At 39.3% G+C, this 17,138-nt stretch carries 11 protein-coding genes and 1 tRNA gene; 7 read left to right on the top strand and 5 right to left on the bottom strand.

All coding sequences use genetic code 11. From position 1 onward, the window contains the following. The first annotated feature begins 168 nt into the window (after positions 1 to 168). The 3 genes from QI031_RS11720 (at position 169) to QI031_RS11710 (ending at position 3,244) form a co-directional block, all read left to right on the top strand. Positions 169 to 774, top strand: a complete 606-nt coding sequence (locus QI031_RS11720) for a hypothetical protein (RefSeq protein ID WP_281485328.1) — start codon at positions 169 to 171, stop codon at positions 772 to 774. A 176-nt stretch (positions 775 to 950) separates the two neighbouring features. After that, a complete protein-coding gene (locus QI031_RS11715; RefSeq protein WP_281486001.1) occupies positions 951 to 2,795 on the top strand; it encodes a peptidoglycan D,D-transpeptidase FtsI family protein in 1,845 nt (614 codons plus the stop codon). Positions 2,796 to 3,171: 376 nt separating this feature from the next. Then, positions 3,172 to 3,244: transfer RNA gene (locus QI031_RS11710), tRNA-Glu, on the top strand. 72 nt (positions 3,245 to 3,316) lie between these two features. On the opposite strand, the gene QI031_RS11705 is transcribed toward QI031_RS11710, so the two are convergent. From QI031_RS11705 to QI031_RS11690, 4 genes are all read right to left on the bottom strand, one after another. Continuing rightward, the gene (locus QI031_RS11705) at positions 3,317 to 3,916 is read right to left on the bottom strand and encodes an SRPBCC family protein (RefSeq protein WP_281485327.1); all 600 of its coding nucleotides are present in this window, start codon (positions 3,914 to 3,916) and stop codon (positions 3,317 to 3,319) included. After that, positions 3,909 to 5,939 (bottom strand): GAF domain-containing sensor histidine kinase, encoded by a 2,031-nt coding sequence (locus QI031_RS11700; RefSeq protein ID WP_281486000.1) that lies wholly within the window; start codon positions 5,937 to 5,939, stop codon positions 3,909 to 3,911. Before QI031_RS11700 ends, QI031_RS11705 begins: the two co-directional genes overlap by 8 nt. Positions 5,940 to 6,855: 916 nt before the next feature. Next, the gene (locus QI031_RS11695; RefSeq protein WP_281485326.1) at positions 6,856 to 7,191 is read right to left on the bottom strand and encodes a ribbon-helix-helix domain-containing protein; all 336 of its coding nucleotides are present in this window, start codon (positions 7,189 to 7,191) and stop codon (positions 6,856 to 6,858) included. A gap of 296 nt (positions 7,192 to 7,487) precedes the next feature. Further along, complete coding sequence (locus QI031_RS11690) at positions 7,488 to 9,407, bottom strand: cation:proton antiporter (protein WP_281485325.1); 1,920 nt, start codon at positions 9,405 to 9,407, stop codon at positions 7,488 to 7,490. A 592-nt stretch (positions 9,408 to 9,999) separates the two neighbouring features. On the opposite strand from QI031_RS11690, the gene QI031_RS11685 reads away from it, so the two are divergent. Together QI031_RS11685 and QI031_RS11680 are read left to right on the top strand one after the other, a co-directional pair. Continuing rightward, the gene (locus tag QI031_RS11685) at positions 10,000 to 10,371 is read left to right on the top strand and encodes a hypothetical protein (protein ID WP_281485324.1); all 372 of its coding nucleotides are present in this window, start codon (positions 10,000 to 10,002) and stop codon (positions 10,369 to 10,371) included. Between the two features lie 1,769 nt (positions 10,372 to 12,140). Further along, positions 12,141 to 12,875 carry a DUF1995 family protein gene (locus QI031_RS11680; RefSeq protein WP_281485323.1) on the top strand — a complete coding sequence of 245 codons (735 nt, stop codon included), beginning with the start codon at positions 12,141 to 12,143 and terminating at the stop codon, positions 12,873 to 12,875. A gap of 13 nt (positions 12,876 to 12,888) precedes the next feature. Here QI031_RS11680 and QI031_RS11675 read toward each other — a convergent pair whose 3' ends face one another. After that, positions 12,889 to 14,316 (bottom strand): hypothetical protein, encoded by a 1,428-nt coding sequence (locus tag QI031_RS11675; RefSeq protein ID WP_281485322.1) that lies wholly within the window; start codon positions 14,314 to 14,316, stop codon positions 12,889 to 12,891. Between the two features lie 225 nt (positions 14,317 to 14,541). On the opposite strand from QI031_RS11675, the gene QI031_RS11670 reads away from it, so the two are divergent. Both QI031_RS11670 and QI031_RS11665 read left to right on the top strand, forming a co-directional pair. Continuing rightward, positions 14,542 to 16,206: an iron uptake porin gene (locus QI031_RS11670; protein ID WP_281485999.1), complete on the top strand. Its 1,665-nt coding sequence runs from the start codon at positions 14,542 to 14,544 to the stop codon at positions 16,204 to 16,206. Between the two features lie 331 nt (positions 16,207 to 16,537). Further along, positions 16,538 to 16,987, top strand: a complete 450-nt coding sequence (locus QI031_RS11665) for a hypothetical protein (RefSeq protein WP_281485321.1) — start codon at positions 16,538 to 16,540, stop codon at positions 16,985 to 16,987. The last annotated feature ends 151 nt before the right edge of the window (positions 16,988 to 17,138 follow it).

The raw sequence follows: 17,138 nt of genomic DNA, 5'->3' as shown, positions 1-17,138 counted from the left end.
GCTTACTCACTGCAAGCCTTGCAATCACCAAGTTGTGCAAATATGGGTACAGCTAACTATCAGAAGTATTCAAGGTGTGTTAAGTCATGATCACCCAAAAAGCAATTTTAACCTGATAAAAAACAGACAATTGGTCTACAATACGTTATTTCTAATCCTAAAAAACTTATGGCAGCTGCTCGTAAACGAGATTACACCGCATTTACAGGGAAGCAACGCTCCGCACGTCTTAGTCCAGCCGTACAGAGTGTATCTACACTTGCTGCTGAACCTTCATCAGTATCCTCTTTAAAACAACAGCGTTCTTCAAAAAAATTATCGTTTTCTACAACCAAAGAGCATTCAAGTCCAGAACAGAAAAGTCTAGAGACTGGCTCCCACCGTCTACCTGTAGTATCTACTTCTAAAGCAGTACCTTTGTGGTTATTGCGACTGTACAACTTACATCATTATTCCTCAGTTGTGGCGTTTTTTTTGGTAGGAGCAACCCTAGTGGTTTATGGTTGGACAGTGTATTCGCAAGAACTTTGGAGCCAAGACTATCGTAGACTCCAAAACTTACAACGTAATGAGCGACAACTAACAACAACCAATGCAACTTTGACCAACAAAATGGCTGAGGAAGCAGAACGACCAACAACAGGATTGGTGTCTCCAACTCCAGCAAGAACAATTTTTCTGCCCCCAGCATCTGATGGTTCTCATCTAACACCCTCTAGCAAAACAGCAAAGTCGCAAACGCAACAGTATATTCCCTCGCCATTAGGATACTAAATTCAAAAGTCAAAGATCGTTTAGTTTTTATCATTATGACTCCAATTTGTGACAAATGATTAGTACTCTAGTAGAACAATTTCGCAGTGTTTGTAGTCAGGACTTAAGTCCTGATTACAAATTTGTAAAAGTAGATGTGGTGAACTAGTCATAATGAAAGACAACGGATGAAACCAATACAGAAGTCACCAAACAAATCAAAATTGAGAAATTTTTGGCGGTCAGTATTTACGAGGCGACCAAAGTCTTTCAGGCGAGAGGGGATAGAGACACCTACCTCTAAAATCCAAGACCAGATTCCGAATACCAAATCCAGAGTGTTAATAGTATGGGGTATATTAATTGCCGCAGGTTTGGGATTAGGCATTAATTTATACAGAATACAAATTGTTCAAGGTTTCAAGCTAACGCAGAAAGCACGAAACCAACAAATGGTAAATTTGCGACCTTTCACGCCTCGTCGCCTGATGGTGGATCGGAATAAAAATGTATTGGCAATTGACCGTCCTGTATATACAGTGTTCGCTCATCCCAAATTGTTTGAGAAGTCTAATGAAATAATGGCAGAGCAACTAGCCCCAATACTAGACAAAAGCCCTGCTGAATTAAGAAAAACTTTTCAAAGTCAAAAAAGTGGAATTACACTTGCTTCTGCCTTACCAGAAGCAACTGCCGATCGCATCAGTACATTGCGTTTAAATGGCTTGGAGTTAATTCAAAAATACTCACGATTTTATCCGACAGAAGATTTAACTGCTGCTGTGGTGGGTTATGTAAACACTGACCGTCGTGGTCAAGCAGGGGTGGAATATAGTCAAGAGAAGTTATTAGAACGTTCTATGCAGACGGTGCGTTTGAGTCGGGCGGGTAACGGAGCTTTAATGCCGGATCATGCACCAGAAGGATTTCTACATTTTGATGACTTACAATTGCAACTGACTATTGATAGTCGTTTACAAAGAGCTGCTCGCATTGCTCTCAAAGAACAATTAGAGAAGTTTGGCGCGAAACGCGGCGCAGTCATCGTAATGGATGCCTTAGATGGTTCCCTACTGGCTTTAGTGTGTCAGCCTACCTATGACCCCAATGAGTACTCAAAAGCGGATATATCATTGTTTAAAAATTGGACGGTAGCGGATCTTTATGAACCGGGATCAACTTTCAAGCCTTTAAATGTGGCGATCGCTCTCGAAAATGGTGTCATTAAAGCAGATGATGTATTTGATGATCGCGGTACTATCAAAGTCGCTGACCGAGTCATCAAAAATGCTGTAGTCAACGGTTATCGACGAATTAACATTGCTCAAATTTTGCAAACTTCTAGCAATATTGGCATGGTACAAATTATCCAGCGATTGCGTCCTTCGGTCTACTATAACTGGCTAGAACGCCTGGGATTAGGACAAAAAGTCGATACAGATTTACCTTTTGAAGTTAGCGGTCGTCTCAAAACTCAAGAAGAATTTATTGCCTCACCAATTGAACCAGCAACTAGCTCCTTTGGGCAAGGCTTTTCTTTAACACCACTACAGTTGGTGCAACTGCACGGAGCCTTAGCTAATGGTGGCAAACTAGTCACACCCCATGTAGTTCAAGGATTAATCGATAGTAAAGGGCAGATGCATTACTCACCTTCTCGCCCCGCACCACGTCAAATTTTTTCTCGTGCGATCACTCAAAAAGTAGTAGAAATGATGGAAACTGTTGTTTCTGAAGGTAGTGGCAAATCAGCGCAAATTTCGGGATATCGCATTGGAGGTAAAACTGGCACAGCCCAAAAAGCTAGTCCTTCTGGTGGTTATATTAAGGGTGCTAGAATTACTAGTTTTGTGGCAATTTTACCAGTGGAATCCCCTCGTTATGTAGTGTTGGCATTGGCAGATGAACCAAAAGGAGAAAATGCTTATGGTTCTACTGTCGCTGCACCAATTGTTAAGTCGGTGATGGAAGCATTGATTCCAATCGAACAGATTCCACCAAGCCAAACAATAAACCCACAGCCGACTGCTCCTACTCCATAATCAAAGATTTCCAACTAAAAAGATATACCATCGTTGTCAAAGCAGGGAGAAAGAGAAATGTATTATCTGAGAAATTTGGATAATTTCTTTGCTGAAAGTTTCTAATAAGTAAGTCGGTGAAATAAAATCAAACTATGTGAATAAAAGTAAATAAGGCTCAAATACCGCGTAGCCGAAGTGCTTCCCCCTGCTTTATCCCAACGATAATTATTGACATCGACCTACTATCTGCTCATTTCTAGCATTGAAATTATTTAAGTATTGATCGGCGATCGCCTGTTAATACCATCAGTTTAGCTGCTTCCTAAACTTTCTTCACAGAATTTGTTGACATCAAGCAGAAAATTCGTTAATTTATAAAAGGTCTGAGTCTTATGCCCCCATCGTCTAGAGGCCTAGGACACCTCCCTTTCACGGAGGTAACGGGGATTCGAATTCCCCTGGGGGTATTTTAAGTAAAGAAAAATCTAACTCTGGTATTTCAACAACGAGACTTAGATTTTGATTAAACACTTGCTTTTCTAGAAATTTTGATTAGCTAACTGTTGCACACGTTGGTAAACAGCTAAAAGGTTTAACCGCAAATCATTACTGAGGCGACGTTCAATAATACCCACTGGCATAGTCCGTTTGGGCCAAACTTGGATGGTATAATAAAGATTTGTTCCTACATATTCACTAAAAGAATAAGGCTCTAGACACCAGCTACCAGAAAAACCTTTAAAATCTCCCTCTACCATCTGGAAATTAATTGCTTTGGGGAAACATTCTTCTAAATCTAAAACTACACGGGCATGAAAGTTGAAATTCAGTAGGCGCTGAGAGCCTATTTGTTCAAGTCGAATGCCACCATTAGGATGTTCAAGCAAGCGACTTTTAGCAAGGCTAGGTATGAAATCAACTAAGGCTTCGTAATCTGTCAGCACCTTCCAGGTTTGCTCAATAGAGTGGGGAATTTGCACATTAGCAGTGATTTGCCGCTGTCGTTCTGCTATTTTCTCAATTTGGACTCCTACAACTGGCAAATCACCCACGTTAGCAGTCAAAGAATCTTCTAAGCTTGTATCCTCACCAGGGGCGATGAGTTCAAAATCATCTATGGTGTTGTGTTGTTCAGTCACTTTCAGAATATGGTTTGCTTTCGTCAGAAAATTGCGGCAGGGTTAGGGTAAAACAAATTTCGCTGAGTTGAGAATCTAAGATTGCCACACTCTCTACTGTGATTTCCCCATTTAGATGCTGTACCAAAGACTTAACTAAAGCCAGTCCTAAGCCAGTACCCGGTGTCCAGCGACCTTTACCGCGACGGAACCGATCAAAAATATAGGTCGCTTCTTCTTCAGATATGCCACGCCCTATGTTAGTTACCTTAATAATAACTTGATCGATTTGTTGCTCAACTCGGTGAAAAGCTTGCAAGTGGACAGTAGTCTCACGCTCTGAGTATTTACAAGCATTAGTTAACAGTTCTTGGAGGATGCGGTCAAAACTATCTAGTTCGGTTTGTAAATTTAACGGTTCCTCTGGTAAATCTACGGTTATACTTAATCCTTTATCTACCAGCTTTTTCTCAAAAGATATTCCCAATCCCTGAATTTTAGAATTTAAATTAATAGTTTCAAATTGTGGCGGTTCTTGGTGAGACTCTAATTTTTGGAGTGTCAACAAATCATTAATTAAGTTAATTTCTTTAGTACATTCTTGCTCTAAAATATCCAAGTATCTTACCTGACGCTCTGGAGCTATTCCCGGCAGACGTAGATTTTTGATTGACATCAGCATATTTGTTAGAGGATAGCGCAAGCGATCGCTCATGTTGCTGAGAAATTCATCTTTGAGTTCGTTGAGTTCTCGCAGCTGCTCAACATATTGCCGTGTTCTTTCGTGTAATTTTCCCTGGAGTTCCAGACTACTTTTGAGCTTCGCGGTACGATCATCTACTAGAGTCTGTACTTGTCGCAATGTCTGTGACTGAATTATGGCATTACTGACTTGAGCGCAGACCATTTCCACAAGATTTAATTCTGCTAGTTGCCAACTGCGAGCTGTTGCTTGCTGTAACACCAAAAATCCTAAAATCTTGCCTTGGTTTTCTAGTGGCACTAACAGCACCGCAGGTAACACCTCAACTGCAAACAACCGGGCAACTGTTGATGTATCCTGAAAATCTGTATAGTCGATGATGACTGGCTTACCCGCTTCTGTAAAGGCACGTTGGCATAAATCACAACTTAAAACAGAAAATGACTGCTCTAATGTGTTTATTTTATCAAGGTAAAGAGTTGGCGATTCCCGCTTCCATTCACCAACAACGGTAGCTTTGGCATTAGGAATTTGTTTTTTTTGTTGAAATCTAAATAATGGATCTGTATATTTAAGCAGGATGAGCAAGCCTCGATCTGCCTGGAGAGATTCGGCAGTAGAAGCGATTGCTAACTGGAGCATCTGATTTAACTCCAAGTTAGTACGACTTAGTATGGTTAATTGCTTGATCAAGTTTTGGTGTTGGTTAGTCTTTTGCAGATACTGCTGTTGACTGGCAATTAACTGTGCTTGTGCTACCTGAGAAAAAGCGATCGCACAAGAAGACTCTACCGATTTTAATAATTGTTTTTCTGACTCACTCCAATCATAGGGTTGGAATTTGATCAGACTAATTACACCATTGTTTTTGTTTCCAAATCGAGCCGGAATTGCCAAAACTGCTTTGATTGGTAGTGGTAAGTATTGACATCCAACTACCAAACTATTTTGAATTGTCGAGATGTCTTCTATGGTCAACGTTTCAGCGGCACATTGGACTACTGGTAAGTCCATCAGCAACCGTTCCATAGAGAACATTTCGCTGGAGTGCGGCATCTCTAAGTATTCATCAGAACACCAATTCGCATTAGCAACTTCGCTTGACGTTTCATTTGTCACCGTAATTAAGCAGCAGCAATCCACTTTGAAAGCAATTCCTAACAATTGAGCAATCTCTTGCAGCATTATCGCCGTGGCTGGACTACTGGCAATAATGTGATTAATTCTTTGTGTCAACTGGTGGGCTAGTTCTTCCTGATGCTGCATCAGCTTGACCGAGTGTGATTGTAGTTGCTCTAGGTCATTTGGACACGGTGACGGCAGTGATAAACGCTTTTTCATTGCTGGCACACTCTTAGATAATGACCCCATTTTTTTGCACCCAATTTCTTGACATATTCTTCTGTTTTAGTGGTGTTGCCCCACTTGATAAATTAAAAATTTTTTATTAAAACTTTCTTTTAGCTGTTGTAGCCTTTTTCTCTAAAAATCACCAATATACTGGTATATTAAATAGTTTTTTGCATACGTATTAAAATGCTTTAAATACATCAAAATGCTTGATCAGGCTTAAATGCAGACAATTTCTATAGACTTGGTTGATTAACTTTGACCTAGGATATCCTGTCTGTAAGTATACATAAACCGTAAATCTTCTAGAATTGAGGCGACAAGATGAAAACAAATACCGTATTAATACTGTAGTTGATCCTGGCACAAGTATTAATTTTAGCATTTGCTCTCCGGATGTCAGCCATTTTTTTATTCATTTGAATTAATGGTTAAATATCGTACCAGTAGAAATACATAAAATTTAGACGATTTATCCATTAGGGCTTAGTACCCATAAGTGCTTGATATTTTTGTTGAGTTCCTATTCTCTATATAACCTAACGCGATGTGTGACTTAATATTTCGTAAAAGACTAAAACCTAGTCATATTAACTATTTTGGGGATTAATGTTTAGTCTTTATCTAAATCGCTCATTTCTGGAATGCTTACGAAATAAGAGTTTTGAAAAAGTCGCACATGGGGTTAAGCTATAGCAATCCGGTTTGATTCGGTGAATTTATTTGTGTAGGTAGGGAACAGTTAAGAAGGGATAGATATGTACTGAATCGTGTTCCTTAATCAAATAGGAGTCCTATATAAGTTTTATAAGTGGTATTCAAAATTAGAGCATTGATAAAGCTCAATATGATGAATGCAGCCTGTTACTTATGAAGGCAACTGAGCTGCATTCACTGTAATTAAGGGCTATGCACGCAAACTCTCGACGCTGAGAGGAACCATATCGCCATTCTTCGTTAATCCTAACAACATAGGTTGTTGAGGTGGAATTAGTTGACCTGTAAGTACACAACGTTCTTCTTGCTGAGCTGTGGCCGCTATACTAGCTCGAATATCTGCTTGTGAAAATCTGGGTTTCCACTCACCTGACTTTTGCTGGACATAATTCCAAAGGATATCTCTGATCAAGGCTTGATACCCTTGATTGCCAGCTATCTCTTTGAGTTTATCTTTAAGTTCTCGCTCTAAGCGAATACTGGTAACTTCCATTTCGGTGGTTGGGGTACGAGCGATAGTATGCATGATTTTTCTCCTTAAATTTATAGACAGGATGGTAATACAAGTGTAGTATGTTTACAGAAATGTTGATTCAGCCAAATTAGGCAATTGTGGTAACAAGCACTTTTGTTCACGAATTTAGAATCCGTGAAAAAGCAGGAGAGCAAGGAGCAGGGAGCAGGGGAGAAAAATCACGCCACTTGGTACAAGGCGGGGAAAGAGAAATGAAAGCGGGGTTTTTTCAACCGTCGAACTCACGTTATTTTATAGGCTTATATCGATTTTTAATGGTCTGTTTATTTGCGCTGTGCTGTACTAGTTCAACTACCAGGAGTATCGCTGGTAAAAAGTTCAGATAATTTATCTAGCGGTACTTCTTCAACCTCTGGTAACTTTTCTAGAGCTAAACGAGTAGATTGGTTGCCACCAGATAGACGTTTTAATAGATTAGGCCTGGGATCATGCAATAAGTAGATAATGCGATCGCCTGCTTCCCACTTTTGGTTGACTGGTATTACCTGGAGGCGTTCTTTTCGTTCTACCAGCAAAGGTATCAACTCTCCAGCCTGAATTTTTTCTTGAATCCGACCCTGTTGTTGAGAAAGTTCTGGTTCACTCAACGTCGTTGTTCCTAACTTCACTCGCCCATCATTCAGATATTCATTCCAAGTCTTAATTGTTACATCTGTTGCAAAAGCTTGGTGAACCTTATTGTTTGAGTTCGGATTCGCTTGTGGATCACGCGGGAAAACTGCCAAAACGCGCGGTGGACTGAACTCCTCAGCAGCTCGTTGAGCCAAGACAAAATTCACCTCGCCATTATTGGTCATAGCTAAAAAAGTGCCAATAGAATCTAATCCCGCTTCTTCCAAAACCGTAACATCTAGCGCACTGCTGGCAATGACCCGGAGATTTTGAGCTTCTGCTTGTTCACACCGTTCCGGGTCAGTATCAATTATCACTATTGTTTCTTCTCGTTCTTGAAAAAAGCGGGCAATCAAAAGACTTAAGGGATTACAACCCACAATTACTGCTCCAGTTGCTTCCTTAGAAGTGATTCGCAGCCAGTTAGCAACCCAGCCAGCGGTTAGCCCTTGACAGACAACTGTCAGAATAATTGTGAGAAAAACTAAAGCTTTAATGGCATCACCACCATTAATACCACGCTGAGTCAGCAAAATTGCGAACAAAGAAGCAACAGAAGCCGAAACAATTCCCCTAGGGGCAATCCAGCTCAAAAACAATTTTTGTCGCCAGTTCAGGTCACTATTCCAAGTACACAAAAGGATGTTGATCGGGCGAACGACAAACATCAATGCCAAAACAGTAAATAAACTACCCCAACCCAAAGCAAACACACTAGCGATCGATAAATCAGCTGCTAGCAGAATAAATAGAACAGAAACGCTGAGAATTGTCAGCTGACCTTTAAAACTACGCAATAGGCGTTCTTCTGGAACCGAAGAATTGGCAAACACTGCTCCTGCAACTACTGTTGTCATGACACCCGATTCACTGCGGATAGTCTGCGCCAAAGAAAACAGACCCCAAAGTATCGCTAAAACCACCAAGTTTTTTAGCTCGAATGACAAAAAATTAGCTCGTTTAAAAATCAAGCTCATCAAGTAGCCGCCGACACCGCCAATAGCCGAGCCAATACCCAAACGCATAATTAGACCAATGATGGCATTGATGGGGTCAGCATCACCATTTACGATCGTGTCAAGCACAACAAATGCCAGAATAGCTCCTACAGGGTCGATTAAAACTCCTTCGCCTTCCAAAAGAGTTGCTACTTGTCGATCTACATTGATTTGTTTGAGTAAAGGACTAACAACAGTTGGCCCTGTCACCACAACTATAGAAGCGTAAAGGAAAGCTATGTTCCACGGAAATTCTCCTAGCCAGTGAGCAGCCATACTACCGCCAAGCAGTGTAATTAGCGTTCCTAGAGTTACAAGCAATTGCAGACTAACTGAAACTCTACCCAACTCTCGCAGATCTAAATTAAGTCCGCCCTCAAATAAAATGATTGCCGTCGCTAAAGCAACAATCACTTCCAGTCCCATACCTAGCAAATTGGGGTGCAGCAACCCAATACCATCAGAACCAAGCAAAATGCCGACTAACAATAACAAGACAATGCTAGGTACACGAAAATACGCCGCTAGTACTTGGGCGCTAATACCTGCAAAAACAGCGATCACCATCTGTAGGGTGATTTCAAAAGATGCTTCCATGTTGTAGATTTTGAGCGATATATTTCAAAATCTTTTGTAAAGAATAGTAAATATTACCTCTAAAGGGTACAGTATCACATCCTTTTTCTTTGCTAAATTCAAACTTTTTTTCATAAAAGCGTCTATGTGTTCTTTGTGGTTGCCTGCGGCTTTCTTTGCTAAATTCAAACTTTTTTTCATAAAAGCGTCTATGTGTTCTTTGTGGTTGCCTGCGGCCAGCCCTTCGGTCTACGTTTTTCCTTAATTTTGCGTCAGTCCTAATTTACTTACTTATAGGACTTACGCAAAACTAACGCAATTTCGTCATTACGAGCGATAGCGACGTAATCGCAAAAATCCTGCGATTGCTTCCCTATACTTCGTTTCGGTCGCAATGACAACTTGGGCTTGCGTAAGTCCTGACTTAATATAACCAGTACAATTTTTGTAGGTTATGATGCGCGGTATATTTAACAGTAGCAAGTTGCTATCTTATAAGCTTGGACTACTCGATTAGGAATATTATTTACAACCAAGACAGTAATCCAAAAAGTTTATCCGTAAATAAATATACACTTAGTTGCCAATAATTATCAGAATTAAGGATAAGCAATTGAAACAACAGCAAATTATTCTTGCAAGCATCACCGCAGTAACATCAGCAATAGCGCTGGGATATTTAGGCGCTCAATACTTTGCTAAACCCACTATGTATGCAGTTGCTGGGACGGTGTTCGGACTTGATGCATTTGCACAAGTTACACAACTAAAGCCCAAATTTCAATCCTCATCATTAGCGCGTTCGTCGTTCGCAGTAGCATCTTTGAAAGATAAGGCATCGCACTCACCTTCTTTTTCTTCAATTCCTGTTACTAAAGTCCAACAGCCAATTCAGCCACTTGAACCTCATTCTCAGGAGAAGTTGATTATAGAAACCGATCTGATCATTGAACGCTTTGTCAGACTGGGTTTGGAGGAATTTTAAATTTTTAATTAGACTGTTACTTTAGTAACATCAATGTTTTTCTACAATCTTACTCAAAAGTAAAATAGGAATCCTAGAGATAGTTGCAGTTAGCAAAAAAAATAGCCAATTTGCCTACCAAAACAGAATTTTTGAGTATAATATATTGAAAATTTTATTATAATTGAATTTGAAATATCTATATAATTTATTAAATTTATGCCTTATCATATTACAGACTAGTTGGACACGTTCTCTAGGAAGATGACTTAAGTTAAAAGTAGAACTAAATTAATTCTGGTGTGTCGAATAACTGCTTTCTATGGAGGTTTAGCATTCCGCTAAACCTTTTTCATGTCTAACTAAGTAGTATTCCATTACATATCTTTTGTATCCTCCAATAGGAGGATGAAAAACTTAACTTAAAATCGCTAAATTGTTTTGATAGATTCTACTTCTACTTAAGACTTGGTGGCAAACCAAGTCTTTTTTAGACTGTAATATTTTATGGAAAATTCTTTTCATAAGTATCAAAATAAAAAATAACAAAATGCTATTATATAGTTCATCATTAAAGTTAATATAATTTAATCTGAGAAGTATTGAATATTGAATATTTTATAATAGCTAAATATTATTTATGAAATAATCTAAGTAGCTCTGTATCAGGTTTTAAAAATGTGTGAATAATACTCCCGATAGATGAATGAAAGAAATAGTTGGGATTAAATTTTTTATAAATGGTAAACTCTTGGTATATATAGGCTTGGTGAAAATCCAAGCCTCTTTCATTAAAAAAATAATTTAATGATATTAACAACAGCGTGATTTAGAGCCTTAAAAATATATTTATTCCCATATGTGAAAATTGCTACACACACTATGAATTATTTTGTATTTTATCCTTCGGTAGGTAGGGGAGATATATCTTAGGTGTAATTATAATTCAATTTGTTAATGCCTGAAAAACGTGTATGTACCCTGGTAAAAAGCCAGGGTCTTCTTTTTTAAAAGCACTAGTATTGATGAAACATAGACTATAGTGAAGTCTGATGCCAATTTTGTATGAAAATGCACTAAATTAGATTAGACGAGTGATGAAGCTAGACGCAAAGCGCTTTGCCGTAAGCTACTGCAAAGATTGCATAGACGTATTAGCAGCTACTCTTACGAGAACACCTAATAGCAAAATTGAATATATTTGTATATGCCGAATAGAGAGACAAACAGATAATAGTTTTTTAGATCAAAAAATATATGGTAAATACTATAGTAGTCCGGTTTGATTCCCAAATTTATTTGTGTAGGTAGGGAACAGTTAAGAAGGGATAGATATGTACTGAATCGTGTTCAAAAATCAAATAGGAGTCTTATAAGTATTTTTAGTAGAGAACCAATTTTTCAATTAAGTAAATTTTATAATTATTCAAAATATTTATATATATACCAAAGGAAGATGAACTATGAAAAAAGTAAGTCTACATTAATGTAGTACGTTGTTAAGCACAGCAATTATCTAGGTTTGGTCGTTAACCAAACCTTTTTCTTATAGGTATTACTCTACCTATAAAAAAGAATAAACTAACAATTGGATGCAATAAATACGGTCATTTGCAGATCACAAAGGTAATAAATAATGGGTTTGGTTAAGTAAGTAGGTGAGAATCAATGAAACTATGTGTTTTGCAAGTAACTTTTGTTTTAGCGTAAATTCGCGATCGCACTCTATGAATTTGGAATACTCATTGCTGAAACAATAGGATTATAGATGCTAAAGCTACATACAGACTATGAGTGAACTTCCCAACAGTCTTGAAGATGCGATCGCCCAGTCACGGTTAGCCACCCAAGCTGCCCTTGCAGATGGCTATACTCGCTTACAAGTTGAGTACGTATTCCCTGAACTTAAACCCTTGGTAGTAGCAGAAGATTTTCTACCACTGTTCGCAGAATACGAGTCTCGCCTGAAAGTTTTCTTTGCTGATGCTGGTAGTGCTGCCTTAGCCCGGCGCGATTGGGCAGATGCGCCATTTAAAATTTTGGATATTGGTACAAGTAGAGCTGCTTCTTTACAGTCTAAAATTCAGCCAGAAGACGAAATTTTTTTATTCATTAACCCCACTTCCGTAGAAGTTCCTCAGATTGAAAAGCTATGTGAAGCCATAGGCGATCGCCCTTTGGTAATGTTAAATCCCCGTCTTGAAGATGCTGGAATTGTCGGTATTGGTTATACAGCTAGGCAAACCCGCCAGCGTTTCATTAGTACGATTGAATCCTGCTATTATCTGCGTCCTGTAGATGATCAAACAGCCATACTACGCTGCTACCCCAGACAGTGGGAAATATGGACAGAAACTAACGGTAACTATCAAAAAATTGCCGAATTACCTCAAAAACCATCCGGCGATGAGTTGGATTTGATTCTCTCTAAGGGACAAGCCCAAACAACAACAGATGCTACACCTGCCAAAAAGCCCAACATATTTAAAAGTTTGCAACGGTTTTTCAAAGCATTAAGTAGTTAGGAGAAAGTCAAGTTTATACAGCATCTGCATTCAGTCGTTTTAACAAACCTTGAATATAAGTAAGGGTAGCTGTGCTAATTTTTGGTTGTGTTTTTAACCAGGAGTTAGCACGTTCTTCCCCTTGCTGAACTGCTAAAATTAATGCCCCCCAAGCAATTACTTCTGGTCTATCTGGGTTAACCTGCAAGGCTGCAACCGTGCGATTCCATAACCGACCTTGATCTGCTTTGAGTAAAATGGCAACTTCCTGTACATTCTGCGGTGATGCTTCAAATACTTTTAAAGCTTTTCCCCAGCGACCATCAATTAACTCTGCTAGTACCTGTTGACTAGGACTTGCCCAAATTTTTGCTGCTTGGGTTTTAGTCAGTTGAGAATGTAAGCGAATCAAATCAATTTGGGCTTTTGCTGTTGCTGGTAAAGTTTTTTTGTGTTGTTTTTGAATAAATTTTAACCACTCAAAAGCTGGTGTCCACAATCCACTACGGGCAATTAATAAAGCATTTTGGAATGCAGAATCTTTCAATGCTGGGGGATTGAGGTCAATTGCTTCTAATTGAATGGGGTTGAGATATAACTTCACAGATTTGACTTGGTAGACGCTTAACTGTGGTTCTAAACCTACGGTTTGATCGATGACTAATTCTTTTGCACCACCACCAGTTACTTCTTGCCATTTGGGTAATTGTCCGCCGGGACTTTTCCAAGTCAACATTTGTTGTAAGTTAGTGCGGGCTGGATTGTAGTACACAATGTAACCGTAGGCGATGGCATTCGTTTTTTCTTGACGCTGACCGCGTACATAAAACCAAACTCCTGGTGATGGCGCATCCTTTTCAAAGCGTTTCACTTCACTTAAAGGTAGGACAGTATTGGTATCTTGGCGTTCTGCTGTACTATCCTCCAAAGATTCTTCTAACCCAGTTATCGGGAATTGAGTCGCTAGACGATAATATTTTTCTGGCTGTGATTGGAACTCTAAATCTTGTGAAAGCTGATAAACCCTTAGTTCCACAACTTCTTGACAATCAGACTGACAATAAGGAATCTGCTGAAAAACTGGCAATAAAAACGAATTGTCTCCCTCGTTTAAAGGTATGGTTTCCCCAGCAACGCGTTTTTGTTGACTCAACTGGCTTTGAATTTGAGGGAGAGTTTGGGGAGGTTCGTTACTACTCAAAGGAAGTTTTGCCCAAGCGGGTAAAAATTTATTCACCCAGCTTGCTTGTTCGGGATTCCAGATGAGAACAATACTAATCCAGGTAAAAGCTATAACTAACCCAACACTACTAGATAAAATTGCGATCGCTAAAGTTGATGACAACCAACTGCCTTGCTGTTTCTTTTCTAGAGGTTTTGGGGGAATGTCTGGAGTTGCATCTGCATGAGGCTGATTTGGTTTAGAAGATTTTGCCTTCAGCTTGCGCGATCGATGTGCCATATTATTCTCAGTAAATTAAGTAGCTAGATTTGTGCTTATTGCTTTTCTTTTATACTCGCGCTTTGAAATGTTGCCTAGAAGTTTTTCAGTTTAGTTTGGTATAAACTCGGTAAATTTCCCCATGTCATCACTCAATAATTCTGAATACACTCTTGCTGAAGTGTGGGAGTAGAGTGTAAAAAGTTGAAAACTAAACTGACTAGGCGTAATAGTGGCAAAATCTGGATGTTTGCATGGCTACTAGTTGCAGGATTCAACGGAGTAGCACAAAAAGCGATAGCGCAGGATTACAGAGAAACTGAAGCTAATCAGAGTGCTAATGCAGATCAGTTTTCATTAGAAAATACTGAACCGATGGCACAAGTCACATCGGTTTCACAATTGAAAGATGTACAACCCACCGACTGGGCATTTCAAGCAATCCAGTCTTTGGTAGAACGCTACGGCTGCATTGCAGGTTATCCAGACGAGAAATATCGTGGTAATCGTTCTTTAACTAGGTACGAATTTGCCGCAGGTGTCAATGCTTGTTTAGATCGAGTCAATGAATTAATCGCTACAGGTACAAGTGATTTAGTTACCCGTGCAGATTTAGCAACTTTACAAAGATTACAAACAGAGTTTGCTGCTGAATTAAAGACTTTGCGGGGTCGAGTCGATAGTTTAGAAACCCGTACTGCCGAAATTGCAGCCAATCAATTCTCAGCCACAACTAAACTTAACGGACTAGTGATAGTTGGTGTGCAAGAACGAACTGGCAATCGTGGCGATGTCAATCCTAGAGATGGCATTAAAGATACAGACGATGGGGGTACAAATGCTAATGTCATATCCTTAACCCAACTGTATTTAACCAGTCAATTTAGTCCCCGTAGTTATTTGTTTACAGGTTTGCTAGTTGGTAAAGGTAGCACTAGCCCTAGATTTGACAATAACAATGTTACACGCGATCGCGTTTCTCGAAATGACGTTTTACTTGGCTACGAATTTCCTACCGATAACTGGATTATCAGTGACCTGAATTTTCATTGGCTAGTCACTGATAACTTAGCAGTAATGGTAGGAACAGATGGTGTGAGTATGCCGTATGCTTTCCGGGGGCCAAACCGAGTCGAAAGCGCTGCTACAGGGCCGTTATCTTATTTTGCTCAAAGAAACCCGATTTTAAATATAGGTTACGGACACGGTGGGATTGCTGTAGATTGGCAATTTGCCAAGCGTGCTAGTTTACAGGCAATTTATACTAGTTATAATCCTGGTAATCCTGGTCAGCGCAGTGGTTTGTTTGATGGCAATACTACGACGGGTGTGCAATTGCTGTTAACGCCCAGTGATGCTGTTGATTTGAGTTTGTATTATGTCAATAATTATTCTTCTGACAGTTGTTTACTTAACTTTGTCGGCGACGAATGTTTAACTGTGGTTGATAGTAGTACTGGTAAATCACAACCTCTACAAACTAATGCTGTTGGTGCTACTGTCAATTGGCAAGTTTCACCCCATATTACTTTAGGTGCATGGGGTGGTTATACTAAATCATATATTCCTGGGCGATCGGGCAATGTAGAAACGACAAATTATATGGTGTTTCTGAATTTTCCCGACTTGTTTGCTAAGGGCAATCTGGGGGGAATTTATATCGGACAACCACCCAAAATCACAAGTAGTAATTTACCTGTGGGTAGTAATGTCCCGGACTTTATCAATACCGGTTTAGGACGCGCAGGAGGACAACCGGGTACAACTACACAAATCGAAGCATTTTATCGTTTTCAATTAACAGATAATATCAGTATTACACCAGGGATAATTCATATTTTAGAACCAGGACATACACCAGATAATGACCCTGTGACTATTGGTATTTTAAGAAGTAGCTTTAGTTTTTAACGTGCGCCTCCGTTGGAGACTCACGTTAATTTTTAATAGTTTTATTTTTTCTTAGAGTAAATCTTTAGTAGCGTGTGTTACGACTTTAGCCTAACGCACGGCTAGGCTGGATTACTCTGTTAGGTGATGTCACTTAAGTAATTTTAACGTTATATTACATTAACAGGACTTACGCAAAAATAACGTAACTCCGTCATTACGAGCGATAGCGAAGTAATCTACCCTAACGCTGGGATTGCTTTTCTACACTCCGTTCCGGTCGCAATGACAATATAGGCGTTGCGTAAGTCCTAATTAAAAATGTTTAAGTAGTAATCCAAGAGAAAAATATATGTTGAATTACTCATTGATAGTTAAATCAGGGCTATCAGTTTTGATGCTGGCAATAGTATCGCTAATTAATTCTTCTGCATCGGCAGAAATCGTTAAGACACTTTCTCAAAACCAAGATCAACTGAGATTACAACAGCAACGAGAAGAATTGAGAAGACAACAGCAACAAGCACAAAGGCGAGAAGAATTGAGAAGGCAACAGCAGCGATGGAGTCAACGCCAGAATGAATTGAAACAACAGCCTCAACAATTGTGGCAACAATTTAGATACCAACAAGATCAACTAAGACTACAACAACAACAGCAGCAGGAACAATTTAGACAACAAGAACAATTCAGGCTTCGATACCAGCAAGATCAACTGAGACTAAGACAACAACAGCAGCAGGAACAATTTAGGCAACAACAAGATAGACTCATACGACAGCAACAAAGATTAAATAATTGATTTATCACTTTTAAACAGCGATCGCCTTCTCTCATCCATTCCCCTTTTCGTGCTAATCTTTGATGAGTTTGATTGTGTAACGGGATTCTGTGGTATCCGTTTACCCCAAGTTCAAAGTCTCAAAGCTTTGAATAACCATTAAGACTATATT

The organism is Halotia branconii CENA392 (assembly GCF_029953635.1).
In the GTDB taxonomy this organism is placed as follows: domain Bacteria; phylum Cyanobacteriota; class Cyanobacteriia; order Cyanobacteriales; family Nostocaceae; genus Halotia; species Halotia branconii.
Note: the sequence above shows the minus strand (reverse complement) of the source record. Positions and strands in the feature narration are given on the sequence as shown.